This is a genomic window from Ornithinibacillus contaminans (genome assembly GCF_001038425.2).
Lineage (GTDB): Bacteria > Bacillota > Bacilli > Bacillales > Amphibacillaceae > Ornithinibacillus > Ornithinibacillus contaminans.
Window position 1 is genome coordinate 38,683 of record NZ_LDPV02000047.1, and the last position, 22,085, is coordinate 60,767.

The 22,085-nt window shown below is 33.1% G+C and carries 31 protein-coding genes and 1 pseudogene; 27 read left to right on the forward strand and 5 right to left on the reverse strand.

Translation table 11 applies throughout. The annotated features are described in order from the left end of the window. Positions 1-17 precede the first annotated feature (17 nt). The 9 genes from JF53_RS12400 to JF53_RS12440 all read left to right on the forward strand — a co-directional run bounded on the left by JF53_RS12400 (position 18) and on the right by JF53_RS12440 (position 7,504). Positions 18-422: a hypothetical protein gene (locus JF53_RS12400; protein WP_047980658.1), complete on the forward strand. Its 405-nt coding sequence runs from the start codon at positions 18-20 to the stop codon at positions 420-422. Positions 423-434: 12 nt separating this feature from the next. Then, positions 435-767 carry a hypothetical protein gene (locus tag JF53_RS12405; RefSeq protein WP_047980657.1) on the forward strand — a complete coding sequence of 111 codons (333 nt, stop codon included), beginning with the start codon at positions 435-437 and terminating at the stop codon, positions 765-767. 19 nt (positions 768-786) lie between these two features. Next, positions 787-1,476 carry a hypothetical protein gene (locus tag JF53_RS12410; protein WP_053071872.1) on the forward strand — a complete coding sequence of 230 codons (690 nt, stop codon included), beginning with the start codon at positions 787-789 and terminating at the stop codon, positions 1,474-1,476. 15 nt (positions 1,477-1,491) lie between these two features. Further along, complete coding sequence (locus tag JF53_RS12415; RefSeq protein ID WP_047980655.1) at positions 1,492-2,142, forward strand: helicase HerA domain-containing protein; 651 nt, start codon at positions 1,492-1,494, stop codon at positions 2,140-2,142. Next, complete coding sequence (locus JF53_RS12420; protein WP_047980654.1) at positions 2,096-3,190, forward strand: CpaF/VirB11 family protein; 1,095 nt, start codon at positions 2,096-2,098, stop codon at positions 3,188-3,190. Before JF53_RS12415 ends, JF53_RS12420 begins: the two co-directional genes overlap by 47 nt. 17 nt (positions 3,191-3,207) lie before the next feature. Next, complete coding sequence (locus JF53_RS12425; RefSeq protein WP_047980653.1) at positions 3,208-3,948, forward strand: hypothetical protein; 741 nt, start codon at positions 3,208-3,210, stop codon at positions 3,946-3,948. Between the two features lie 186 nt (positions 3,949-4,134). Further along, on the forward strand, positions 4,135-5,847 hold the full coding sequence (locus JF53_RS12430) for a type IV secretory system conjugative DNA transfer family protein (RefSeq protein ID WP_053071871.1): 1,713 nt from the start codon (positions 4,135-4,137) through the stop codon (positions 5,845-5,847). Between the two features lie 71 nt (positions 5,848-5,918). Beyond that, positions 5,919-6,767 carry a hypothetical protein gene (locus tag JF53_RS12435; RefSeq protein ID WP_053071870.1) on the forward strand — a complete coding sequence of 283 codons (849 nt, stop codon included), beginning with the start codon at positions 5,919-5,921 and terminating at the stop codon, positions 6,765-6,767. Positions 6,768-6,787: 20 nt separating this feature from the next. After that, the gene (locus tag JF53_RS12440) at positions 6,788-7,504 is read left to right on the forward strand and encodes a hypothetical protein (protein WP_157052518.1); all 717 of its coding nucleotides are present in this window, start codon (positions 6,788-6,790) and stop codon (positions 7,502-7,504) included. 49 nt (positions 7,505-7,553) lie between these two features. Here the strand turns inward: JF53_RS12440 and JF53_RS12445 are convergent, their stop codons facing one another. After that, entirely contained in the window at positions 7,554-8,879 is a 1,326-nt protein-coding gene (locus JF53_RS12445; RefSeq protein WP_157052519.1) for a hypothetical protein, read from the reverse strand. A 372-nt stretch (positions 8,880-9,251) separates the two neighbouring features. Here JF53_RS12445 and JF53_RS12450 point away from each other — a divergent pair, with 372 nt between their 5' ends. From JF53_RS12450 to JF53_RS12505, 12 genes are all read left to right on the forward strand, one after another. Further along, the gene (locus JF53_RS12450) at positions 9,252-9,455 is read left to right on the forward strand and encodes a hypothetical protein (RefSeq protein WP_047980649.1); all 204 of its coding nucleotides are present in this window, start codon (positions 9,252-9,254) and stop codon (positions 9,453-9,455) included. A 44-nt stretch (positions 9,456-9,499) separates the two neighbouring features. Continuing rightward, a complete protein-coding gene (locus JF53_RS12455) occupies positions 9,500-10,528 on the forward strand; it encodes a RecT family recombinase (protein ID WP_047980648.1) in 1,029 nt (342 codons plus the stop codon). Continuing rightward, positions 10,518-10,844, forward strand: coding sequence for a hypothetical protein (locus tag JF53_RS12460; protein ID WP_047980647.1), 327 nt, complete (start codon positions 10,518-10,520; stop codon positions 10,842-10,844). The genes JF53_RS12455 and JF53_RS12460 overlap by 11 nt, the downstream gene beginning before the upstream one ends. Positions 10,845-10,857: 13 nt before the next feature. Continuing rightward, positions 10,858-11,529 carry a hypothetical protein gene (locus JF53_RS12465; protein ID WP_047980646.1) on the forward strand — a complete coding sequence of 224 codons (672 nt, stop codon included), beginning with the start codon at positions 10,858-10,860 and terminating at the stop codon, positions 11,527-11,529. 28 nt (positions 11,530-11,557) lie between these two features. Further along, a complete protein-coding gene (locus tag JF53_RS12470; RefSeq protein ID WP_047980645.1) occupies positions 11,558-11,995 on the forward strand; it encodes a single-stranded DNA-binding protein in 438 nt (145 codons plus the stop codon). A gap of 12 nt (positions 11,996-12,007) precedes the next feature. Then, positions 12,008-12,745 (forward strand): PD-(D/E)XK nuclease family protein, encoded by a 738-nt coding sequence (locus tag JF53_RS12475; protein ID WP_047980644.1) that lies wholly within the window; start codon positions 12,008-12,010, stop codon positions 12,743-12,745. Beyond that, positions 12,717-13,001, forward strand: coding sequence for a hypothetical protein (locus tag JF53_RS12480; RefSeq protein ID WP_047980643.1), 285 nt, complete (start codon positions 12,717-12,719; stop codon positions 12,999-13,001). Before JF53_RS12475 ends, JF53_RS12480 begins: the two co-directional genes overlap by 29 nt. Before the next feature lie 18 nt (positions 13,002-13,019). Continuing rightward, on the forward strand, positions 13,020-13,382 hold the full coding sequence (locus JF53_RS12485; RefSeq protein WP_047980670.1) for a hypothetical protein: 363 nt from the start codon (positions 13,020-13,022) through the stop codon (positions 13,380-13,382). A gap of 86 nt (positions 13,383-13,468) precedes the next feature. Further along, positions 13,469-13,864, forward strand: coding sequence for a DUF3846 domain-containing protein (locus JF53_RS12490; protein ID WP_053071868.1), 396 nt, complete (start codon positions 13,469-13,471; stop codon positions 13,862-13,864). Further along, on the forward strand, positions 13,864-14,745 hold the full coding sequence (locus JF53_RS12495) for a hypothetical protein (protein ID WP_047980642.1): 882 nt from the start codon (positions 13,864-13,866) through the stop codon (positions 14,743-14,745). Before JF53_RS12490 ends, JF53_RS12495 begins: the two co-directional genes overlap by 1 nt. A 75-nt stretch (positions 14,746-14,820) precedes the next feature. Beyond that, positions 14,821-15,180, forward strand: a complete 360-nt coding sequence (locus tag JF53_RS12500; RefSeq protein ID WP_047980641.1) for a hypothetical protein — start codon at positions 14,821-14,823, stop codon at positions 15,178-15,180. Positions 15,181-15,194: 14 nt separating this feature from the next. Continuing rightward, positions 15,195-15,422, forward strand: coding sequence for a hypothetical protein (locus tag JF53_RS12505; RefSeq protein WP_047980640.1), 228 nt, complete (start codon positions 15,195-15,197; stop codon positions 15,420-15,422). A 262-nt stretch (positions 15,423-15,684) separates the two neighbouring features. Here the strand turns inward: JF53_RS12505 and JF53_RS12510 are convergent, their stop codons facing one another. Genes JF53_RS12510 through JF53_RS12520 form a run of 3 tightly spaced genes read right to left on the reverse strand, consistent with a single transcriptional unit; the run spans position 15,685 to position 16,970 of the window. After that, positions 15,685-16,152 (reverse strand): hypothetical protein, encoded by a 468-nt coding sequence (locus JF53_RS12510; protein WP_047980639.1) that lies wholly within the window; start codon positions 16,150-16,152, stop codon positions 15,685-15,687. 13 nt (positions 16,153-16,165) lie between these two features. Further along, positions 16,166-16,708 (reverse strand): hypothetical protein, encoded by a 543-nt coding sequence (locus JF53_RS12515; protein WP_236686949.1) that lies wholly within the window; start codon positions 16,706-16,708, stop codon positions 16,166-16,168. A 37-nt stretch (positions 16,709-16,745) separates the two neighbouring features. Then, positions 16,746-16,970, reverse strand: coding sequence for a hypothetical protein (locus JF53_RS12520; RefSeq protein ID WP_047980638.1), 225 nt, complete (start codon positions 16,968-16,970; stop codon positions 16,746-16,748). 325 nt (positions 16,971-17,295) lie between these two features. On the opposite strand from JF53_RS12520, the gene JF53_RS12525 reads away from it, so the two are divergent. The 6 genes and pseudogenes from JF53_RS12525 to JF53_RS17895 form a co-directional block, all read left to right on the forward strand. Then, positions 17,296-17,961 carry a DsbA family protein gene (locus tag JF53_RS12525; RefSeq protein WP_047980637.1) on the forward strand — a complete coding sequence of 222 codons (666 nt, stop codon included), beginning with the start codon at positions 17,296-17,298 and terminating at the stop codon, positions 17,959-17,961. Further along, positions 17,958-18,395 carry a disulfide oxidoreductase gene (locus JF53_RS12530; RefSeq protein ID WP_047980636.1) on the forward strand — a complete coding sequence of 146 codons (438 nt, stop codon included), beginning with the start codon at positions 17,958-17,960 and terminating at the stop codon, positions 18,393-18,395. The genes JF53_RS12525 and JF53_RS12530 overlap by 4 nt, the downstream gene beginning before the upstream one ends. 45 nt (positions 18,396-18,440) lie before the next feature. Then, the gene (locus JF53_RS12535) at positions 18,441-18,830 is read left to right on the forward strand and encodes a hypothetical protein (protein ID WP_047980635.1); all 390 of its coding nucleotides are present in this window, start codon (positions 18,441-18,443) and stop codon (positions 18,828-18,830) included. A 237-nt stretch (positions 18,831-19,067) separates the two neighbouring features. Continuing rightward, positions 19,068-19,904, forward strand: coding sequence for an undecaprenyl-diphosphate phosphatase (locus JF53_RS12540; protein ID WP_047980634.1), 837 nt, complete (start codon positions 19,068-19,070; stop codon positions 19,902-19,904). 238 nt (positions 19,905-20,142) lie between these two features. Beyond that, positions 20,143-20,319 (forward strand): hypothetical protein, encoded by a 177-nt coding sequence (locus JF53_RS17540; RefSeq protein WP_157052520.1) that lies wholly within the window; start codon positions 20,143-20,145, stop codon positions 20,317-20,319. A gap of 18 nt (positions 20,320-20,337) precedes the next feature. Then, positions 20,338-20,880, forward strand: a pseudogene (locus JF53_RS17895) (recombinase family protein); the annotation flags it as partial. Positions 20,881-21,382: 502 nt separating this feature from the next. On the opposite strand, the gene JF53_RS12550 reads toward JF53_RS17895, so the two are convergent. Then, positions 21,383-22,085 (reverse strand): IS256 family transposase (locus tag JF53_RS12550; protein WP_157052436.1); only part of this gene is annotated, 703 nt, incomplete at its 5' end.

The window sequence follows — 22,085 nt, forward strand, 5'->3', positions numbered from 1 at the left end:
AAAGAAGGAGGGTATATATGGCAAGTTGGATTAAATACATGCTTTTCGGTTTATTATTTGTAGGTGGCTGCATTGTAGTAGCTTTCGCAACAACTAGGCATGCTTCAAATGTAACCAGTACACAAGAAGTGCAAGTAGCCATTGAATCATCAGAAGTAGGAACGATTAGAGAGAGTGCGACTAATGTGTTGGATAAAGAGGCGTTAGTCGCCAATCTTATATTGGAAGTAGTAAATACGCACAAAGAAAAAGGGAAAGACATTAGAATTGATTATGTTTATTTAGATGAAGATGGAAATGTAACGAAAGCAGAAAAAAGAATAGAAAGCGTTCAGTTTACGGTTCATGTATTAGATGACAAGAAAAAGGTTGTATCAAGCTCTACACAACGAATAGCATTACAAAAGAAATTGAATAATTAAGGAGAGAAGTTAATGGGTGAGAAAACTGGATTTCAACTCGTACTTGTTATCTTTGCTATTTTTATTATTCCTTTATTGATTTCAACTTTTAGTGATCATGTGAAAACTGGAAAACTTTTAACGGTGTCTAACGAATTTCAGCAATTAGTATCAGCTGAGGGTGGAGTTACTACCAAAGTAAAAAATAGGGTTTCTCAGGAAGCAGAAAAAGGAATAAATATTACCTTCCAAACAGAAGATGGAAGAAATGTTAATGGCGTAGTACCAGTAGGAGAAGAAATAACGATACATTATGAATACGGTGAACTCGACACAAGTAATAGAGTGTTGATTTTGAAAAGATGAATAAAGAGGTGAAAAAATTATGATTGAGGTACTTACAGAAAGGAATAAAGGGGTTTATTTTGATTATTTCAGAATAAATGAGAAAAAATTTTTTAGTAATAGATTACTAATGGCTATCATGTTTCTAGCAATCTACTTGCTATTAATTTATTCGTTCAACAATTGGTACTTGTTAATAGGTATACCATTTTCTATGTTAATTGGATTTAAACTCCCTTATTTGAAACTAATTTCAATGAAGAACAAAGATGACATTATTAAGCAGTACGCCTTCCCTACATTTTTACGGTATTTTATAGCACTTGTTGGCGTAAAAGGGAATGTTTATCAAACATTAAAAGCTGTCATTCCCTATGTTAATGCTCCAATTCAAGCTGAATTAGAAAAGCTCGTAAATAATCTGGACAAGAATAATGTTAGTAATCGTGATGCTTATATGTTATTTGCTGATTTTATCGGTTCAAGTGAAGCTAGAATGATAGTTGAAATGATTTATCAGTTTGATGAAGAAGGAATAAACAAAGAAGAACTTAGAGAGCTTGAAAACACCATTGAACAATTGCAGGAAAATAAAACAAATGAGCTGATTGATTATAAAGTTTCAACAATGGAAATACACGCTAATCCTATCATTCTTTATACAATATTGTATGTTCTAGGGTTTACTGTTTTAGTGTTTATAGCCTATCTAAGTGAATTGCTGCTCTAAGGGGGGATAATTCACATGGAATTGATAGAAAAAGGTTGTATATCCCAATTATTAGATAGTTCCATCTTAATTACCGGAACAGCAGGAAGTGGGAAAACAAGAACCATTCAAAAATTAACAAAGGAATTATTGCAAAGAGGAAAACGAATTTGCTTACTTGATTTTACAGGCAATCATATTAATTTAGCTGAACATCATGGAAAAACGTTTATGAATCAAGTGAATTTGAACGAAATTGCAGAAACCAGCAAGAACCTATACAGAATAACATTTAATAAAGAGATTTTATTTTTTAAAGAAGAATGTAACGTCGATTTTTTAAATGAAATTAGTTCTGAAGTTGATTACGTGATTGTTGATGAGGCACAACATTTATTTGCTAGATCCAAAGAGTTCGAAATAGAACGCCTTTTAAACAATGGCATAAAGGTGATCCTGGCATTAGAAAACTTAGAGTGCTTTGAGATTGCTACGGTCATGAATTTGAAACGACTTATGAATGAGCTTTTGCTTCGTCAACATAATAATGACTTAGCTTATCTACAAGATGGAGAAGGCTTGTTAATTTGGCAAAATCAAATTATTTCACGAATTTATTTAGATGAAAGGATTCGGGTAAATGAGAAAAGAGATAGTAGAAAAAATTACGCAGTTCATAGAGGATAGCTTTTTAAGGTCTTTCCTATATAACGAGAACATTACCGATATTTCTTATAACGGTACAGAAATGTGGATTAAAGATAATATGATAGGTTCTTATAAACCAGAGTTTCAACCAACTTATGACGAGGTATATCGACTCGGCAAAAAGATTGCTGATATTCAAGGGAAGGAATTTACGAATAGTACACCTATTTTAGATACCGAATTAAATTACCTTCGCGTGAATTTCTCACATACAGCTATCAGTCCTTCTGGTTGTACGTTTGGAATTCGTGTATCAAAACCAATACTTGCTATGAAAAGCGTTAGTGATGCGTCAAATGAGGATTTTGAAAAACTAATAGATACGCTTATTATTGCAGGATCAAATGTTACGATCTCTGGTAAAACGGGTAGTGGTAAAACGGAGTTACAGAAATTATTAACAAGTTTTATTCCAGACAATAAAAAAATTATCTTGATTGAAGATACAATGGATAGCCACATTAAAGAATTATACCCTTCAAAGGATATTATGAGCTGGAGAACGCTTAATGATGATACAAGAGAAAATAAAATAGAATACAAAGATTTAATCAAAGCAGCACTCCGAAATAATCCTGATTGGATTTTTGTCACAGAAACAAGAGATTCGGAAGCCTATGCAGTGGTGGAGTCAGCACTTACTGATCATAATATCATAACAACTATACACACCAATAAGGCTTCAGCTATTATTAGTCGCTATCTTTCAATGATTAGGCAAAAATATCCAATCAATGAACTACTATTCGGTAAAGATATAGTGAATGTTCTTCCTATTGGTATTTATATGGATATGGAAGAAACTGAAAATGGTATTAAGAGATATATACGTGAGGTGGTTGAATTCACCGATTTTACCGAAAATGGTGTAGAGTACATCTCGATTTATCGTAAAAGCAGAACGTTTGATAAAACAACGGGTAATTACAAAGACGAGGTTATTACTAATCCATTATCGGAGGAATTACTGGAGAAATTAACGTATAAAAGATTATATCATTTAATTCCTGAATCATTTAAACGATAGAGAGGGGAAAAGAAAAGATGAAAAATAAATTTAATCCTATACTAGCCCTTTTTTCGGGGGTACAGATTGTATTATCTATGATTTTTATATTCGCAATGGCTGCTGTTTATAATTACTTTGTATTAGATAATGTAGTGGTAAGTGTGATTATTGGATTTATTACAATGTTAGTAGGTTTCTACAACATAGTTTATATACCACGCAAACTAAAAAAAGAACGATATTTATTGAATGAGTTACAAAAATACGCAACAAACATGACTTTTTATATGCAATCTGGTTATAACATTATAAATTCCTTGAAGGCTTCAAAAAGGGATCTCGATAAGGAAATTAAAAAAGATATTGATTTAACTATTGAGGGGTTAGAAAAAGACGCCGTGTTGCGAACCGTTCACTTTAATAAATATAATTTCCCTGCAATTGATATATTTCACCAGATATTACAGGTAAAATATGATGTTGGCGGAAATTCAAAATCTCTATTTTCAAAAGCTAACAAAAATATAAATTTTGAATTAGTGAAAAGAGATGAATTATACCGCAGAAAAAGGCAATTTAAGAATAAGATAATGGTAATGATGGGAATGTCACTTGTTATTCCTCTAATGCTGAGATTTACAGCTGGTGAACTATACGCTGCCTTTCTGAGTTTAGGTTATCTAGCAATCGGGTTAAATGTAGTGTTGTTCATAGCAAATTTAATTAGCATGAACTTTTTACAAAAGGCTTTAGCAGATCTAAATATCATAAATTAAACAAAAAAACAGCACCGCATTATTATACGGCACTGTTCAAACAATTTAAATTTAAAAATCAAAAATCAAAAAAGGTTATTAATAATATACCATGTAATCTAATTATTTGCAATAGGACTATGTAAAAATTAACTGAATTCGGTTATAATAATAACTGAATACAGTTAATTTGGAAGGGGGGATTTAATGTCAGATAGTATTGTTTGGGGTGGTGATGATCCCTTTACGCACATGCTTTGTGTTGGCCCGACTCGTTGTGGAAAAACAGCAACAATTCTAAAGCCAATTATTTATCAATCCCTATTGCAGAAGAAAAAAGGGAAAAAGTTAGGTTTGAGTATAATTGAGCCTAAAGGAGATCTAGCTAGAGATGTAAAGGAATACTGTGATGAAATGGATATTCCGTATGTTTACATTGATCCCGAGAGTGAGGATAGTCACCATTTTAACGTAATGGAAGGTAATACTGATGATGTAGCTGAAGCAACTGTTGCTGTATTGCAAAGTCTATTTGGAAAACAGGAAGCTTTTTTTCAAACCATTCAGGAATTATCTACACGAAACATTACAAAGCTACTTAAAGAGATACATGGTGATGATATGGATTTAATAGATGTACTTGTTGCATTACGAGATGAGCATGTGTTGAGGGAAAAAGTAGCTTTGTTGAAACTGCAAAAAGGAAATACTGATCTGGTAGAATTCTTTGAAAATGAGTTGCTTGGTTCACTAGGAGAAAAATACAGGCAGTTAGTTATTGGTCTGCGAGCGCAACTTGAAAACATTACTGGTAACGAAAAGCTAAGAAAAATTATTACTGGAAAAAGCGATATTAATATTGATGAACATTTCGAAAAAGGTGGCGTACTAATCGTAAATACAGCTCTCGGTACATTGAAAAAAGCTGGTGACGCCTTTGGACAGTTCGTGTCTATGCACTTACAAAGTGGCACATTCAGAAGAAAAGGGACTGAACAGACCCGTATACCTCATTTCATAGTTACAGATGAATACAGTCGCTATATTAATCCTGATATTGAAATGTTTTTATCAATCGCTGCTTCTTATCGTGTGGCAGGCATTTTTGCTACACAATCACTTGGACAATTAGAAGTAGAGGCAGGAAAAATCGGTGCTAAAGCTATGAAAAAAGCTATTTTAACATCTTGCAGAAATAAAATTGCTTTCTCTGGACTTTCTGCAGAGGACGCTAAAGAGTTTGCTGAGGAATTCGGTAAGGACAAAGTTGTCGTGCGACAATCAACCTTCAAAAACCGAATAATCCTACCAAAGTTATTTCCTGATAATTACAGAGATACAGAATCAGAGGAATTCCGATTTACTTATACCTATTTGCAAGATGGTATGAAGCGATTCCATTATATTGCCCGATTGTTACATGAAGGTACACCACAAAAGCCAATCGAGGGAGTAGGGGAATTTGTTCCTAGAGATTGGAAGGAACGCAAAGAATGGGACGTCAATCAGGATATAAGAAAGCCTAAGTTACAAATTTTAGCTTGGTTTAACAAAAAAAATCCCGATCAAGACGACTTTCAGAGGCACAATGATAATTCAGAATCTGTATTAAATGCCAGTTCTGAAGAAAACGAAAGCCCAGAGCTTCAGGTTCATTCAAATGAAATTGATTTTAAAGAAGAACCAGATAGTCAGGCTGCGATCACGAGGCCCGTTCTCGAAAACACAAAAGAGGTTTTAAATAAAAAGTACAAACCTCTAAATATAACTAGCCCTAAAATCCATGAAACTAGCACAAGTTCTAACCAAAAAAAGACGCTGGAAAACTCAACAAAAGCTGATGATGAAAGCAATTTAGTATTGCCTTCAGGTGAGTCAGCTTCAGCTCAGAAGAAACAAGATTCAGATGATTTTTGGTAAATCAAATGGACTAGCAATATAACCAGTCCATCAATTTTTGATATAAATTACACCAATAAGGAGAGATAAAAATGTCATCAGATGTATTGAATGTTTTAATTGAAGGTTTTGACGCTAAAAAGGTTGAAGAAAAAACAAATGAAAATGCCAAATGGCGTGAGATTCAATCGGCACAACAAAATGAAACAATTTTAAATGCTGAACTAATTGGGTTTGAAACCCTAAAGCTCAATGAAAAGAAAGAACTTTGCGGAATTGTAAGACTTGATACCGTTAAAGGGTTAATTCCTTTATTTGAGTCAGGTCTTGACCCAGAAGATAAGCAAGCAGTCAATAAGTTCCGTGCGTTGTCGGGTAAAAAAGTAGCTTTTAAGGTGCTTCACTACTCTAAAGACGAAAATATGTTTCTGGCTTCACGTAAACAGGCTAAAGAACAAATGACTGAAATTACACTGCGGAAAATTGATGTTGGTTACAACATTTATTGTGTAGCAAGAGAAGTACATCAAGGACATATTGTTGGTGATATAGGTGGTATTGATGTTCATATCCCTGTTTTTGAACTTACTTATGGTTGGGTAGAAGATTTAAGAGATATGTATAAATCGGGGGATCATATCAAAGTTCAAGTAATGGAAATAGATTCTGATAAGAAAGAGGTTAAGGTATCAGCAAAACCTTTATTAAAGAATCCGTTCCCTGACTGTGCTACACGTTATCAAAAGAATGGTGAATATGTTGGGAAGGTTTCGGGTGTTCAAAATTACGGTGTCTTTGTAAATTTAGAAGATGGCGTGGATAGTCTTGCTCCACATTTGAAGTTTCAGAATGTGCAAAAAGGCGATAAAGTATTAGTACGTGTAATTGGTGTAGAACTTGAAAAAGAACAAATTCGTACTAAAATAGTAAGAGTTTTATAATGCAACAGGGGGCTGGAAAAATGGAAAACCAAACATTTATCAGTCCTTTCTCTTACAATCAACACTCCTGGAAATTAGACTGGAGAAGAATAGCTTCTAATGAAAAATACGATAGACCGTATGAAACGCAATCAGAGAAAGAGCAAAGAGCATTAGAAGCGATCGCTAGTGTTGGTGTAATTGGGGGGCTGCAACTAAGAAAGTTATTTGATTTAGATAAGCAAAAGGTTAAGCGTATGGAAGCACGTAAATTGATAGTTCGGCATGAAATTAAGAAAAACGACATTGTAATTCCTATATATACAATTGGAAGGTCAGGGGCTAATAAGGTCATGCCGGAATTTGTTCAAAACTATTGGGTTGAGTACGATACAAAAGCTGTTTTAAATAGAATGTTATTCTTTCAGTTATGTATTCTATTTGGAGATATAAAAGTAAGACCTTCTCCCTCACCATTTATTGCAAGTATAAAAATGAATGGGAATGAATTTTACGTTTATGCAACTAGGGGTAATATAAATGATCTAATGATGTTTTTAAAATGGAAGCCTATTGCAGAAAGGATTATTATAATTACTGAGGATTTAAATCACTTAAGACCTTTAAAACCGTTTATATTCTCAGATAAGATGAAAGTAAGAGCAATAACAGATAATGAAATTCAAGAGTGTACTCCAAGGTTTTATAGACTTGCAGAAAATAACAAAGTCAATGAATTGGAATGGTTATTAGAATAGGGGGGAATCCCCCCCTTTATTCTTTCTATAAAAGACTGCTATATTATTGTTATTCCTCTTGTGGTTGTAATTCGACAGCTTGTTCATTAGGCTCTTGATTTTCAGAAAATCTTGAAGAATGTCTTGAAAAATAGTCACCCACAAGTTGTTCTTTAATCTGGTTTCTTTTCTCTTGTTCAAAATTCTTCAGGTAAGGTTCAATTGAACCTAACTTTAATTGCATTTCACGATTCCGTTGTTCTTCATTATATGCTAGTTGAGATTGTCTGATTGTATAACCAGAAAGCGCACCAACAGATAGTGTTATTAATCCTCTGGAAGCCAACATTGACCAACTAAAACTTTCACTTTGAATACTAGGAACTATTATAAAGATTGCAGAAGCAACTAGTCCTATCAAACATGCTACCGAAGTAAGTTGCCACCAAAACCTTCTAGTTGCTGCTTTGTTAGCATATTTAGCATATCCATCAGACATAACATCATTACCAGCTACTTCAATTAACTTATATAGCTCCTCTTTAGCTGTCTGAATTTCATTTTCAAACTCGTTAATTTGAGTAGCAAGATATTCTTTATAATTTATGGAGTCCTGGCTTAATACTTCTACTTGATGGTTAAACTTTTCCCCAAAAGAATCTATTTGTTCATTAAATCCTTTATCCATATTGCCTAATTTTTCATCAAATACTTCCTTGCATTCACTTTGAAGCGAAGCAAATTCTGTTGTTCTTTCTTGTTGCTTTTCTGAAAACATTCTTTCAATATCATGAAGTTGTGATTGTCCGTTATCAACAACAGTATCAATTCTATCTTCCGCACCATCCAGCTTATTTAGAAGAGAAGCTATTTGTTCCTCTAAATTCTGCTTTTCTACATGAAACTCCTCATATTCTTCCTTAATATACCTATTATGTTGAGATAATGAACTTCGGGCTGATACTATACTGTCCTTTAGTACTTCTATATCAGTAGCGTCAATAGGATAAAACGTTTGTGAAACGTTGACTAATACTGTTTCAAGGGATTCATTTATCTTGTTTATGTTTTGATTTAATGTATTACTAGGACTACTTGTGTGATTTTGATTAAAAGCGTGCAAATTTGTTTGAATTGTGTTTGTGTGTGTAACAAATGAATTCAGAACGTTATTTGATACTAAATAGGGATCAACAGAAAATAATCTATTTTTAACAATATTATATACTTCCTCAACACGATAAATCGTATCTTGTTCGTGTTCGGTTAAGTCATCCAGTTCTTTGGCATCTGCTATTCTAGAAAAAAGAATATCAATATGATTGTTTATATTACTTTCTTCTATGCGAGATATAAATATCGACAAAACTCCACCTACTTCCTCAATATCTATCAATATTATATCAAAATCTTTAAAAAAAGGAGATTCAAATCTTTATAAAGTTTTAAATAGCACTTGCTCAGGAAACGGAATTCAGTTATAATACTAGTATATTATTTTTCTTTACTCACTATTCTTAGTGGTTATCGTATTTCACTATTTGCACATTGCAAATAGCAAGAAAAAGGATAACTAAAACGTTTTGCTTCTAATCTTTTGTAGATAGTAGAAGTCGTAGACATTTGTTTGCAAAAATCTTTTTGTTAATTTTAGTTATTAAAAAAGTTTAATTGATGTATTAAAAAGACAATTGTTTTTCTGTGTTTCATACATAGAGGATAATTGTCTTTTTTTATATATATAAAAACTTTGAAAGGGGGTGTTCAAGTGGGGTTAGCTCTACACGAAACTGGATATGGTCATAGATTCTTTGGTTACGATTTCCCAGAATTGGTTAAATCCATTCAAGCTATCCATGAGGATAACAAGGTATTAGTCGAACTGAAGCAGACCGAAATTGAATTAAAGCGTCAAGAACTAGCTTTAAAAGAGAAAGAGCTTTTGCTTAGAGAGAAAGAGTTAAACATCTAGGTACTTAGTAATTAAAAATCAAAGGTCAGAAAGAGGTTATGAAAATGGAAAAGAAAAAGGCAATTGAATTTACACAAGAGCAAAAAAGTTTGATTTATAATCGTTTCGTTGCACCAGCTAATGGGACTTCTGAGGAAGCTTATCACTTCATAGAATACTGCGAAGAATTAGGGCTGAATCCACTATTAGGTGATGTGGTATTCCAAAAATTCGAAACGAAATATGGTCCGAAAACTAGTTTTGTAACTACTCGTGATGGGTTATTACGCATTGCGGTACGTGATGAAAATTATGTCGGACCACCAATATCAAATGTGGTACGTGAGGGAGATCATTTTGAGTTTCTTCCTGCTGAGGGAACTGTTGTTCATAAATTTGGTAATAAACGAGGCAACATTTTAGGGGCTTATGCTGTTATATATCATAAGCAGTTTAGACCTTATGCTTGTTGGGCTGACTTTGGAGAATATTTCACAGCAAATGCAAATTCGCAACAAGGTAAATCATTTATCTGGGATAAATACCCAAGTTCTATGATTGAAAAAGTCGCGGAAACATTTGCTTTAAAGAAACAATTCCCTGTTGTTGGTGGATTAACTACTGAAGAAGAAATCGGTCAGGATATTAATTTACCAGAACAAATAAAAGGCGTTCCAAACGAAGGTAACAACCAAAGCAATCAGGGTGAACCTAAGTCCGATGAACAAACACAACCAGTTCAGGAAACTAAGCCTGAACCAAAGCGAGAAGATAAACCAGCTGAAAATGAACAACCTCAAGAACCAGCTCGAACTGAACCAGTAGCGAATGAGGAACAACCTGAAACTACTGAGTCAGTTAAAGGTGAAGAAGTTCAAATTGCGTCAGTTGAAACAGGTGTCAGTCCTTCAAAAGTACCTTTCGGGAAAGTGAACATTGTGAAAAATGATGGTTCAAAACTTCTCGTGCTTGCCAAAGGCAAAGAACTAACTGAATTAGTAAAGCCATTACAGGTAGGCGAAAAGGTAGTTATGGAAATTGAAGAACAAGGTGATTTCCATTTAATAAAAGGAGTGGCAACAGGTGTCAACTAGAAAAATAGAACCAATTGCAACATTTGAATGGAAGATAGCTCAATCATTAATTGCTATGTTTCCTTCCATTCAAGGGGGTTCGGAATTAGTTTTGTGTGCAAAAGCCAAAGATGGCTCTGTACTCGTTCAGCATACTTGCATGGTATGTGAAATGTACGGTCATAAGAATTGCCCGTATGTTAAAAATGCGTTGTTTTTCTATATGTTATATAAGAAACAGCGTTTTGAACGGTACAAGATAGCACCAGAGAGGGTTGTTTTAAAGAAGGAATGGGAACAAATTCCGATTCCTTCTAAACAATCTGTAACAAATTAAAGGGGGATAGGGCATGAGTATTTTGCCTAATATCGTTGATGTTGCGTTAGAACATAATCTAACTGTTAAAACTGGAACGATAGGCAAAAAGGAAGTCTTATGTAAATGTCCTTTCTGCCTTGAAGATTCCAATAAACCCAATAAATACTACTTATCTTTAAATGAGAATAAGAACGTATTTAAATGTTGGTATTGTAAAAAGTATGGTGGCGTTCTGAAACTACTTTCTTTTCTAACTGATCAGAAGGAAAGTGACATTATTGAATCGCTGCGAAAACAAAATGGCTTTAGTTATAAGAAGCACCCTGCAGAAAAGCTAAGTAGAAATCAACTACGAATGATTGGTTTTCCTAACATTAATTGGGTTAATAATCGTGAATTTGATGTTGATCTCTATAAAGCATTTCGGGAACATGTGTATAAAGAATGGCTGGCTTTTGTTGATTATCAAAGATTAGAAGCCTATCAGACCATATATACAGGTATTCTTACCAATGATTACAAAGGGGCTATTGCTAAAGTCGAAAAGCTAGAACTTGAGCTAGGAGTAAATCTATTAGCTGATGTATTAAAAGAAATTTCAAATGATAAAAGGACTGAACGGGCGTCAGAGAGGGAAGAATTTGTACATTCAATTTTGAATAAAGAACACCCTTTCTACACATTGCAGTCCTCAATAATTTAAAAAACTTATTAACTGGAGGAATATAAAAATGATGAATAACTGTAACTTTATTGGAAGATTAGCTGGAGAAGTAGATATGCGTTATACACCAAACGGAAAGGCTGTTGCTAACTTGTCTTTGGCAGTACAAAGAGCTGTTCCAAATCAAAACGGTGACCGTGAAGTAGATTACTTCCGTCATGTTGCTTGGGGCAAACCTGCTGAGACTATGGCGAATCAGCTCTCTAAAGGTGATATGATTGCTGTAACTTCAAGAGCCCAAACTCGTTCGTATGATGATGAAAACGGGAAAAAACAATATATTACGGAATTTGTAATAGAAGGATTTCCTACCTTCTTGAAAGTTAAGAAGTGGGAAAATGGAAATAACAACGGTTCTACTCAAAACCAAAATTCTAATAATAATAATCCATTTGAAGGACAAGCAGAGCCCATTGATATAGATGATAATGATTTACCATTTTAATGGTGAATTATTATGATATTTTCATACAGTAGGCTTAAACTTTACGAAACGTGTCCTAGAAGATTTTATTACAAGTATGTTTTAGGAATTCCTGAAAATACTTCAACTAGTTTTCTAGCACTGGGTAAAGCTGTCCATAAGGCGATTGAATCTATTATTAAAGGGATTAGTTTTGAGGAAGCTATTATAGAAGGATATTCAGAATGTGATTTTCACCCTGATGTTTCCATTGAGGAAATTTCTAAGTTGGTGAAAAATGCTTCTGCAACTAAAAATATGGGGGAAACGGAAATTTATTTTCGTCTCCCTCTTTCTAATTCTCCAAATGCACCAGAAATACAAGGGTATATTGATCTTGTGAAAGGTAATAGGTTGGAAGATTGGAAAACTAATTGGAAAATGTATGATGTAAACGACAATCATCAAATTGGTTTATATGCTTGGGCGTTACATCAGTTGAAAGGGTACGACCTTATAGAAGGTTCTTTATCTTTCTTGCGCTATAAAAAAGAAAGTAAATACTTCTTTAGTGAGGTCGATATGGAAAACGCAAAACAATGGGCGTTAAATCTAGCAAATGAAATCAATTTTAAACTTCAAATGCTCGATATTTTTCCTGAGAAACTAGATGAGCTGTTTCCTGATATTCCATCTAGTTCTTGTGAGTATTGCCCGTTTGTACTGCGTTGTTATAAAGACAATGTGAGAGAGGAAGATATAAATGGTAGCAGGAACACTTCTAGCTGTTAATGAAATAAAGGACACAGTTAATAAGATTCGGAAAAACTTTGAACGTGTAAATGTTCAAAAGAGCAGCATTTCTTATTCAGATGTTGATGGAAAAGGCGTTTTAATGTATGAAGGTGGCTTGTTCACTCATATTCATACAAAACACGCCAAAGTCCACGTCCTAAATGATTTAGAAGTATATTCAATTCTCAAGAGTATAAGAGATAACGAATACAAGCTAACAAATGTACTTCAATTAATTAAAACTGATAAATAGAAGGGAAATGTGAAAATAATGAATACACAAGTTGAAAATAAAAACCTAACTCAAGAAGAAGCTGTTGCACTAGCGAACGAGATTACAAGACTGGACTCAGCTGTAAAGCAAATGAAGAATCAACTAAAGGAATATGTTGATGAACATGGATCAGTCGAGGCTGGTGGTAATATCTGGGGCTATTCCGAAAGCGTATCTTGGAAACTTGAAAGTAAAAAGATGAAGGATCTTATGGCTATGATTACTATTGAAGGCTTTAATCCTTTGGAAATGCTATCAATTTCTAAGTCGAATCTTGATAAGTTAGGCTGGAGTGATGATGTTTTGAAACAGTATGGAGAAAAGAAAGTATCAAGTCGCTTTGGTTCTAAAAAAGCCTAAATAACTTGATATGACGGATAGGTTACACTTTGTAGCCTATCCTTTCTTTATTTAAAAATCAAAGGTGAAGAAAAGGTGAAAATACTATGAAAAACACAGAGAAAGTTTCATTGAATTTATTAGTTTTAGACTTCAATTATTATATGTTCCAACATGAATTTAGTATTGTTAAAATCGAGGAAAATCGAGATACCTTAGAATTAGATGATTACTATAAAATCATTGGCTGTGAAAGGATTGATATTACAGATTACAATGACGATATTGCAATCATTGTTGATGATGAAGGGCTCTTTAAAGAAAATACCTTTTATACTGAATTCGTTGCACCAGATGGCTGCAATTTCCAACTAGCAGGAAAGCTTATCTTTGCAAGGAATGTATATACTGAAAATGGCACATCTCTTACTGGATTAACGGCTGGAGAGTGTTTTAAACTGATAGATTCAATTAAACCACGTTTAATGGGGGTACGTGCATAATGAAATCTATTATTAGTTACCCTAATCGTGGAAAATGGGGCAATTCATCTTACAGGGGAAATTGCTCTGGACATGTTATTAAGGATATACTGGAACACTTCTACCCAAACTCACAACCTAAGAGATTCATAGAGGTTTTTAGTGGGGGTGGAACTGGTGAAGCAGTAGCAAAAGAACTAGGTTATAAAAATAGCCTACACCTTGACCTAAATAACGGTTTCAATTGCCTAGCAGACGAAATTCCCTTTGGTTCGGATTTTGTGTTTTCACACCCGCCATATTGGGATATTATCGCTTATGAAAAACAACGGAATTTTTATAATCCTGACGATTTATCTAATGTTATGAGCTATGAAGAATTCATTAGCAAACTAGATAAAGTAAACGCTAAAATCTATCAGTCTTTATTAAATGGTGGAAGGCATGCTTTTCTGGTCGGTGATGTTAGGAAAAAAGGTAAATACTATTCCATTATTAAAGATATGACTTGGTTCGGAGATTTAGAGAGCCATATCATTAAATCGCAGCACAATACCTTCAGTGAAAATAAAACGTATTCTAAATACAATTTCATTCCAATAGTTCATGAACACCTACTGGTGTTTAAAAAGAACCAGGTTTGGAAAGTTGACTTGAAACGTACAGTCACTCAGTCCTTCGATTTACGCAACTTTAATAAGATTACTTGGCGTGATTTGATTCAAGGAGCTGTGGAATGGCTAGGTGGAAAGGCAACATTAGAACAAGTTTACAAGGTTATTGAAGGCAGTAATAAAGCTGTGAAAAACAATCATTGGAAGGAAAAAATTCGTCAAACGCTTCAATTGCACGATAACTTTGTGTCGTTTGAAAGAGGCGTTTGGCAATTGCAACATAATTAAAACAAAAGGGATTTCTGTTTTCTGCAGAGATCCTTTTTCAATAAGTATTGGAAAACCTTTAGGAGAGTGAACTACATGGAAAAAACGATAAAAATATTTGGAATTGAAGGACTGGTAATAATGGCGATATATACGGTGTTACCAGTTCTAGCATATAACCTTGTCGGTTTAGACGTGATGAATAGCATTATAATGTTTCTGGCGTATCTATTAATCTCGGTATGTGTATTTGCTTATATTGAAAGAAAATACATGAATGAAAGTATTGCTTTCATTTTGTGTATCACGCCTTTCGCATACGGGATAGTAAATATGATTGCGGTTGAAACCGAAGCTCTATGGATTAAAATTCTTATTCTTATTCCAGCGGTGATTCTATATATACCTTCACATACCTTTTTGAAGGCAAACTTTGCAGAATCAACTATTGAATAGGGGGATTTTAGAATATGGTATATGCAAACACTGAAATAGAACCAGAATATACGGAAGATACAAAACGCCTTTTGAAAAATGGTGATACTGCTTATTATATCGAAGGTGCTTGTGAATGGTGGGATAGTTGGTTGCGAATGATTATCGACTGTTTTAAATCAGGAATGAGTAAAGAAGATATTAGAGAAGCACTAGACCTTGAGAACGGTGGGAATATCTACTGGACTGAATACTGGTATTAAAATACCAAAAGGAAAGGGATTTTGTTTATGAAGTTAATTAGGTGTCCAAAATGTGCAACAAGAGTAGTATTTCAAACAAAAGAAGATCTAGCATTTCACATTACAAAAGAAAGTGGAGAGAAAAAAATAGCAACTTACTACTGTGTAAAGTGTGATCTAGCGTTCAATAGTTAATCCTCATTTCGCGGTAATAGAGTACGAATGTTTATCAAAACTAAGAAAAGATAAGACTACCAATCAATTTAGATGGTAGTCTTTTTTATTACTTATAAGGTTGTAGTCTGTGATTTTCAAGAATCCAATCATCTTCTGCTAGCTTGTACCAATCAGGATCAATGTATCGAGCTTCTTCCTTGTGCCATTCAAAATTCACTAAATCAAATCTTTCCTTTGGATAATGATTTCTCTCAATCCATCTAATTTTGTCATATAAAGTGGTATGTTCAGCTCGTATAGATTTTTTGTCTATATAATTATTTAATACCATTGTAGCAATATCTTCTACGAAATTAGTATTACCTACACCATCTGAATTTGCGCTAATAATGACTGTTGCAAGAAAACCATTATCTAAATCCTTTTGATTTCCTACATGGATTTCAATATCACAATTATATACTGGAACTATACCATTTTCTCTAGGTACTAAGTTATCAGTTAAATAAGGCAGCTCAAATTTATAAATTCCTGAGTGAGTCGTGATACTTTCTATCTTTTTATTACCAAACATAATTAATTTCCCCCTATAATCCTATGTTATTTGTAAACTTCGTCAAATAATCTTCCATTCCATAGCTGTTCATAAATTCTGTTGCAACTTCCTTATATTGCTTTCCGCATGATTCAATATCTATTAAAGATTCATCAGCAATTTCTTTAATTTCGGGAATGAAAGTAGAATCTTTATGCTGAAGATATTCCATACCTGAAATTGTCGCTTTTTTAAATATGGCAATTACTTTTTGATCTATGGCTGAATTTCGCTTGCTTAATATCTCTACAAAATCAAAAATTTGTTTATATTGATGGTTCGATAGCCAACCAGACATGCCATTGTTCAACACTTGATAATCATAATGAGAAATTAGTTCTAGTTCTTTGTCAGTTAACATAGTATACCCCCTTTGTATTGTGCTGGTAATTTTATGGTCCTTTTCACATGTACTGCATAGGTCTAGTTCATAATCGGTCATATTAATTTCCGTTTCTTCAAACTCATTCCCACACACAGAGCAGGTTGCTAATTCTTCAGTTTCTACGAATGAGTATATATCTTTTCTAAGCATAACATATTCCTCCTTCTGTACTAAGAGACTTTAAGTGTTAATTCAATTGAATCTGCCTATTACTACTGTTGTATTTTAAATGAGGTAAATTACCTAATGCACTGTGATAACTCAGCTTGCCTTGTTCCTTGATTTCGAAGTTGTGTAATATAGTGATTGCTGTTTCTAATTCTTCTCTCAAATTAGCTAAATTAACTTTAAGATTCGGCAATACTTTAAAATCACTTACTGAAAAATGTTTCCGTTTTTTTAATTTGAACATCATTACTACCCCTTGAAAAAAACCATTAACTGTATTACGTTAATATTAATATATAATACTTGATTATTGTTGTATAGAGTGAGTTGATTTAGAAGGTCTTTCATATAAAGCTTACATTCACTTTCTATTAATTCTTATAATAACAAAAATAGGTATATTTAATCATTTTATAAAAATTTACCTTTTTCGCTATTATCTCCCAAAAAATGTGATAAAATGGAATATATTGAAAATTTGCAAGAAACGGGGGTGTCGGAAAGTTGAATTTAATTGTATTGGAGGTGAATTTAGTAGTTTAATTACTTTAAATTCTAGCGAGGTAATCATGAAAAAGAGAAACAATAGAAAAATATTATTTTTTGTATTATCAGCTCTATCAATAATGTTATTAGCGTTTATCTTTCTATATGAAAAAGATAAGCAAGTAGCACAGAGTTTTGTAGGTACAACTCTACCAACAACTCTCGACCAGCCCTTTTTAGGTGAAAAGGATTCAGATGTTACTATCGTAGAATATGGAGATTATGCATGCCCAGCATGTCAAAATTGGAGTGCTACCACTTTCCCTAAGTTGAAGAAGGAATATATAGATACGGGAAAGGCTAATTTTTCTTATGTAAATGTTTTTTTTCACGGTGAATTGTCTAGTCTTACTTCTTTATATGCAGAAACAGTTTTAAAGAAAGACAGCGACTCTTATTGGAAGTTTCATGAAGATCTATATAACCTATTATTTGTGAATGGTAATAAGATCAGTCAAGAAGATATCCTAAAAATTGCAGAAAAAAATACAAATATTAATCTGGTTGATTTAGAAGATTCTATATCCAATAAAGCATACATGAATGAGTTGGAAAAGGATAATAACCTTGTTGAAAAATATGATATAACTCAAACTCCTACTGTCATTATTAATGGAACTATTTTACAAGACCCTTTTGATTATGAGGAAATCGAAAAAGTTATATTAGAAAGTACTGAAGGAAAATGAAAAAATGGAATAATGAAAAACTAGTTTTAATATTACTTTATTTTTCTTGGATTACTTCTATTATAGCTACGATTGGCAGTTTATATTTTAGTGAAATTAAAGGGTTTGTTCCTTGCGAGTTATGTTGGTATCAACGAATTTTCATGTATCCAGTACCCATAATTCTTGGGATTGCTACATTTTTTAAAGATTTTAGTGTAATTAAATATGTATTACCGTTGTCAATTTTAGGTAATTTCATTTCGCTTTACCATTACCTACTTCAGAAGATACCTGGTTTAATAGAAATAAAGCCGTGTCATTCTGGGGTACCTTGCAATTTAGAATATATTAATGTGTTTGGGTTTATAACTATCCCACTATTATCCTTTATTTCTTTTACTGTAATAGTAATTTTGCTGTCTACTATTTACAAGTCTTATAAATCTATTTAAGCAATACACTAAGGAACAAATATTTTTTAAAAGGGAGAGGTAATTATGAAAAAAATTAAAAAGACAATACTAGCATTATTGATCACTGGTGTCGTTACACTTGGTTTCGCAAGTCCATCGTTTGCTGCATATCAGCTTCCAAATGCTGAAGTTCTCTTAGGTACTTATAATCAGGGACCTAGTACTTGGTATTCAGAACGATGCATGGCTACTAGTTCAGAAATGACAATCAGAATTGACACAACAGACGGAAGTGTTAATGTATATGAGCAAAGGCTGGTAAATGGGGTTTGGAAAGATATGGGTACCGTTTCTCATGTTATAACAGGAAGTTCCAGATTTACAGTAGATACGTCTTATGGTGAATTATATCGATTAAAAGTAATCATTCCTTATCTTGGGGGGAATGCTTCAGGTCAAGTTTGGTGTTATTAAATAGAAATTGAATAAAATGGGATATAACAATACTTTTTTTAGACTTTATTTAGAATTTTGAGTCCAATAATAAGTGCTGTTATATCCTGTTTGTTTTTTTGTTAAAATTAAATGGTGTCTGCTTATTCAACATTGAGATAATTATGTTATTATTAATCTATCTTTCCTGAATTATTGCAATGATTGGATATTAGTGGTACTTATAAGATTATTAATTTACTATGGGGGATTATAGTTTTGGAAATATTAAACTTGGTAAAGGCAATTATTTTGGGTTTAGTAGAAGGACTAACAGAATTCGCACCAGTTTCCTCAACAGGACACTTAATTATTGTGGATGATTTATGGTTACACTCAAAAGATTTTTTGAGAGAGGAAGTAGCGAATTCCTTTTTCATTGTTGTTCAACTTGGTTCCATATTGGCGGTTGTTGTGGTATTTTTTAACAGATTTCTTGATTTATTGGGCTTGAAACCAAAAAGCTATAAAATAGATGAAAAATCAACCGGACATTTAAATTTAGCCCACATAATTGTAGGCTTGCTTCCTGCAGCAATTTTAGGATTATTGTTTAAGGATTTTATTGATAAATATTTATTTGATTCAAAATATGTAATTTATAGTTTAATAGCCGGTGCTATCTTAATGATTTTTGCAGATAAAATTGGAAGTAATCGTAATCGATTGGTTGAGACAGTGGATCAGATTACATATAGACAAGCATTTTATATAGGGTTATTCCAATGCTTATCCCTCTGGCCAGGTTTTTCTCGTTCAGGAGCAACAATATCTGGTGGAGTATTATTAGGACTAAGTCATCGAGCAGCTTCCGATTTTACTTTTATAATGGCGGTTCCTATTATGGCTGGTGCTAATTTCATATCTTTACTTGATAATTGGAAGTACTTCACTCCTGATGTTCTCCCGTTTTTTATTGTAGGATTCTTGAGTTCATTTATTTTCGCATTAGTTTGTATTCGTTTCTTCTTAAAACTTATCAATAAGATAAAGCTAAGACCATTTGCTATTTATCGAATAGTTTTAGCGATTATTTTAATAATACTATTATATTAAATATTTTTACTATAAAAGGTAATGAGGACTCCTCATTCTTTTCAGTGGAATATTTTTCAAAAAATCGATTAATTTTCGATTTTTTTTATTTGAATAAAATATTTCACCTGTTTCATAACTCAAAAGTATTGACACTATTTTTATGGTCCAGTAAAATTAATAGTTAGAGAGGTGTCATAACTTATATTCATAATTTGAGGTGTTTTTATCTTAAAAATAATGATAAGGAGTTTGAGAGGTGGAAAAATATATTATTCAAAATACAGAAAAGAGCTTTTGCCCAAAGTGTAATAAAACGGTTCAAATTATGTTTTCTGAGAAACCAAAAAGTCCAGCTTTTTATATTTGCTTCGATTGTAAATTTGTAGGACAGATAGGTGTTGGAGAAATAAGATACACTTTAGAACAATACTAAATATAAGGGGTATATAAAATGAAATATGGTTATGCTAGAGTTTCAACTTTAAATCAGGATCTTCTATCCCAAATAGAACAATTGAAAAAAGAGGGTTGTTTAGAAGAAAATATTTTTAAGGATAAATTTACTGGAACAAAAAGAGACAGGCCCGAATTTAATAAATTGTTAGATAGACTGCAAATAGGAGATACATTAGTCGTAACAAAATTAGATAGGTTTGCTCGTTCCTCGTTAGATGGTATTAATATCATAAAGGAACTTTTTGAGAGAGGTATTAAAGTCCATGTATTAAATATGGGGATTGTTGAAGATACACCAACTGGAAGATTGATATTTAATATCATGATGGCTTTTGCTGAATTTGAAAGAGATATGATTGTAGAACGAACTCAAGAAGGGAAAGCTATAGCAAAGCAGCGTGATGATTTTAGAGAAGGTAGACCGAAGAAATTTACTAAGCAACAAATAGATCATGCTATACAATTATTAGAAAACCACTCTTATAAACAAGTAGAAGCAATGACAGGAATATCAAAAAGTACATTAATACGTGCGAAGAGTCTAAGGGGAGATATACTTATGAATTTTAATAAGTTTACAGCTGAATTTGAGGAAAAATTACAATTACAACGGAAGTATGACATAAAGAAGCTTAGTTCAAGACAAATTGTTCCAATACCCGCTGGTATTAACCTAACCATTGATGATAATACCAAAGGTTATTTAATCGAAAGACCGGATAACATAAAATATGACGTTTTCCTGTTTAAAAAGAAATTTGGTAAACATATGCTGTGGGCTTTTAAGCGTACTGGAGAATTTATTGGTAATGAGAAATTTACAAGTATTGAGGAAACTATTAGTTGGTTAAATCAAACATATATTGAAGATTCTAAGGCTAGAATTGCTAAGAGAAATGAAAATTCAATTGAAATGACATAAAATATCAAAATGTATTTTGTTAAGACCTTTTATTTTGGAGAGTACTATTTAATCAGTGAAGCAAAATAAAAACCGTTCGGGTTTGTCAAATAAAGTGTGTAAGTCCTAAAAAATATACTCAAATATATTTGAGAACCCTATCCTTTAATCGGTCATCCATTAATAACTGGTTCATGGCTAAAGACCAGTTTTGAATATGACCACCTTCCCATTTGTTTTCCAACTCTTTCACACGTAAATATAGAACTTTAAGCAGAGCGTTCTCATTTGGGAATGCTCCTTTTTTCGTTACTTTTCTGAAGCTGGAGTGGATACTTTCGACTGCATTCGTTGTGTACATAATTTTACGAACTGCGCTGCCGAAGTCATATAGTTGTTCCACATGCTCAAAGTTACGTTCCCAGACATCGATAGCTCCTGGATACGCAGACCATTGTTGTTTAAAGGATTCAAACGCACTTTGACATGCCGTTAGGCTTTGAGCACCATAAACCTTTCGCAACGAGGCAGTAAAGGCTTTATAGTCCTTACTTGGAACGTACTTAATGGCATTACGAATTAAGTGCACAATGCATCGTTGGACAATGACATTAGGGAATATGGAGCGAGCTCCTTCCTCCAGTCCTGACACGCCATCCATGGAAATAAAGAAGATATCTTCGACTCCTCTTGCTTTCATTTCATCAAAGATTTGCATCCATTTGTGCTTGCTTTCTGTTTCATTTAACCACAGACCAAGAATGTCTTTATTGCCCTCTATGGTATAGCCTAAAATGGTGTAAACAGCGTACTTTTTTGTCTCGTATTGATTGCGAATGGTT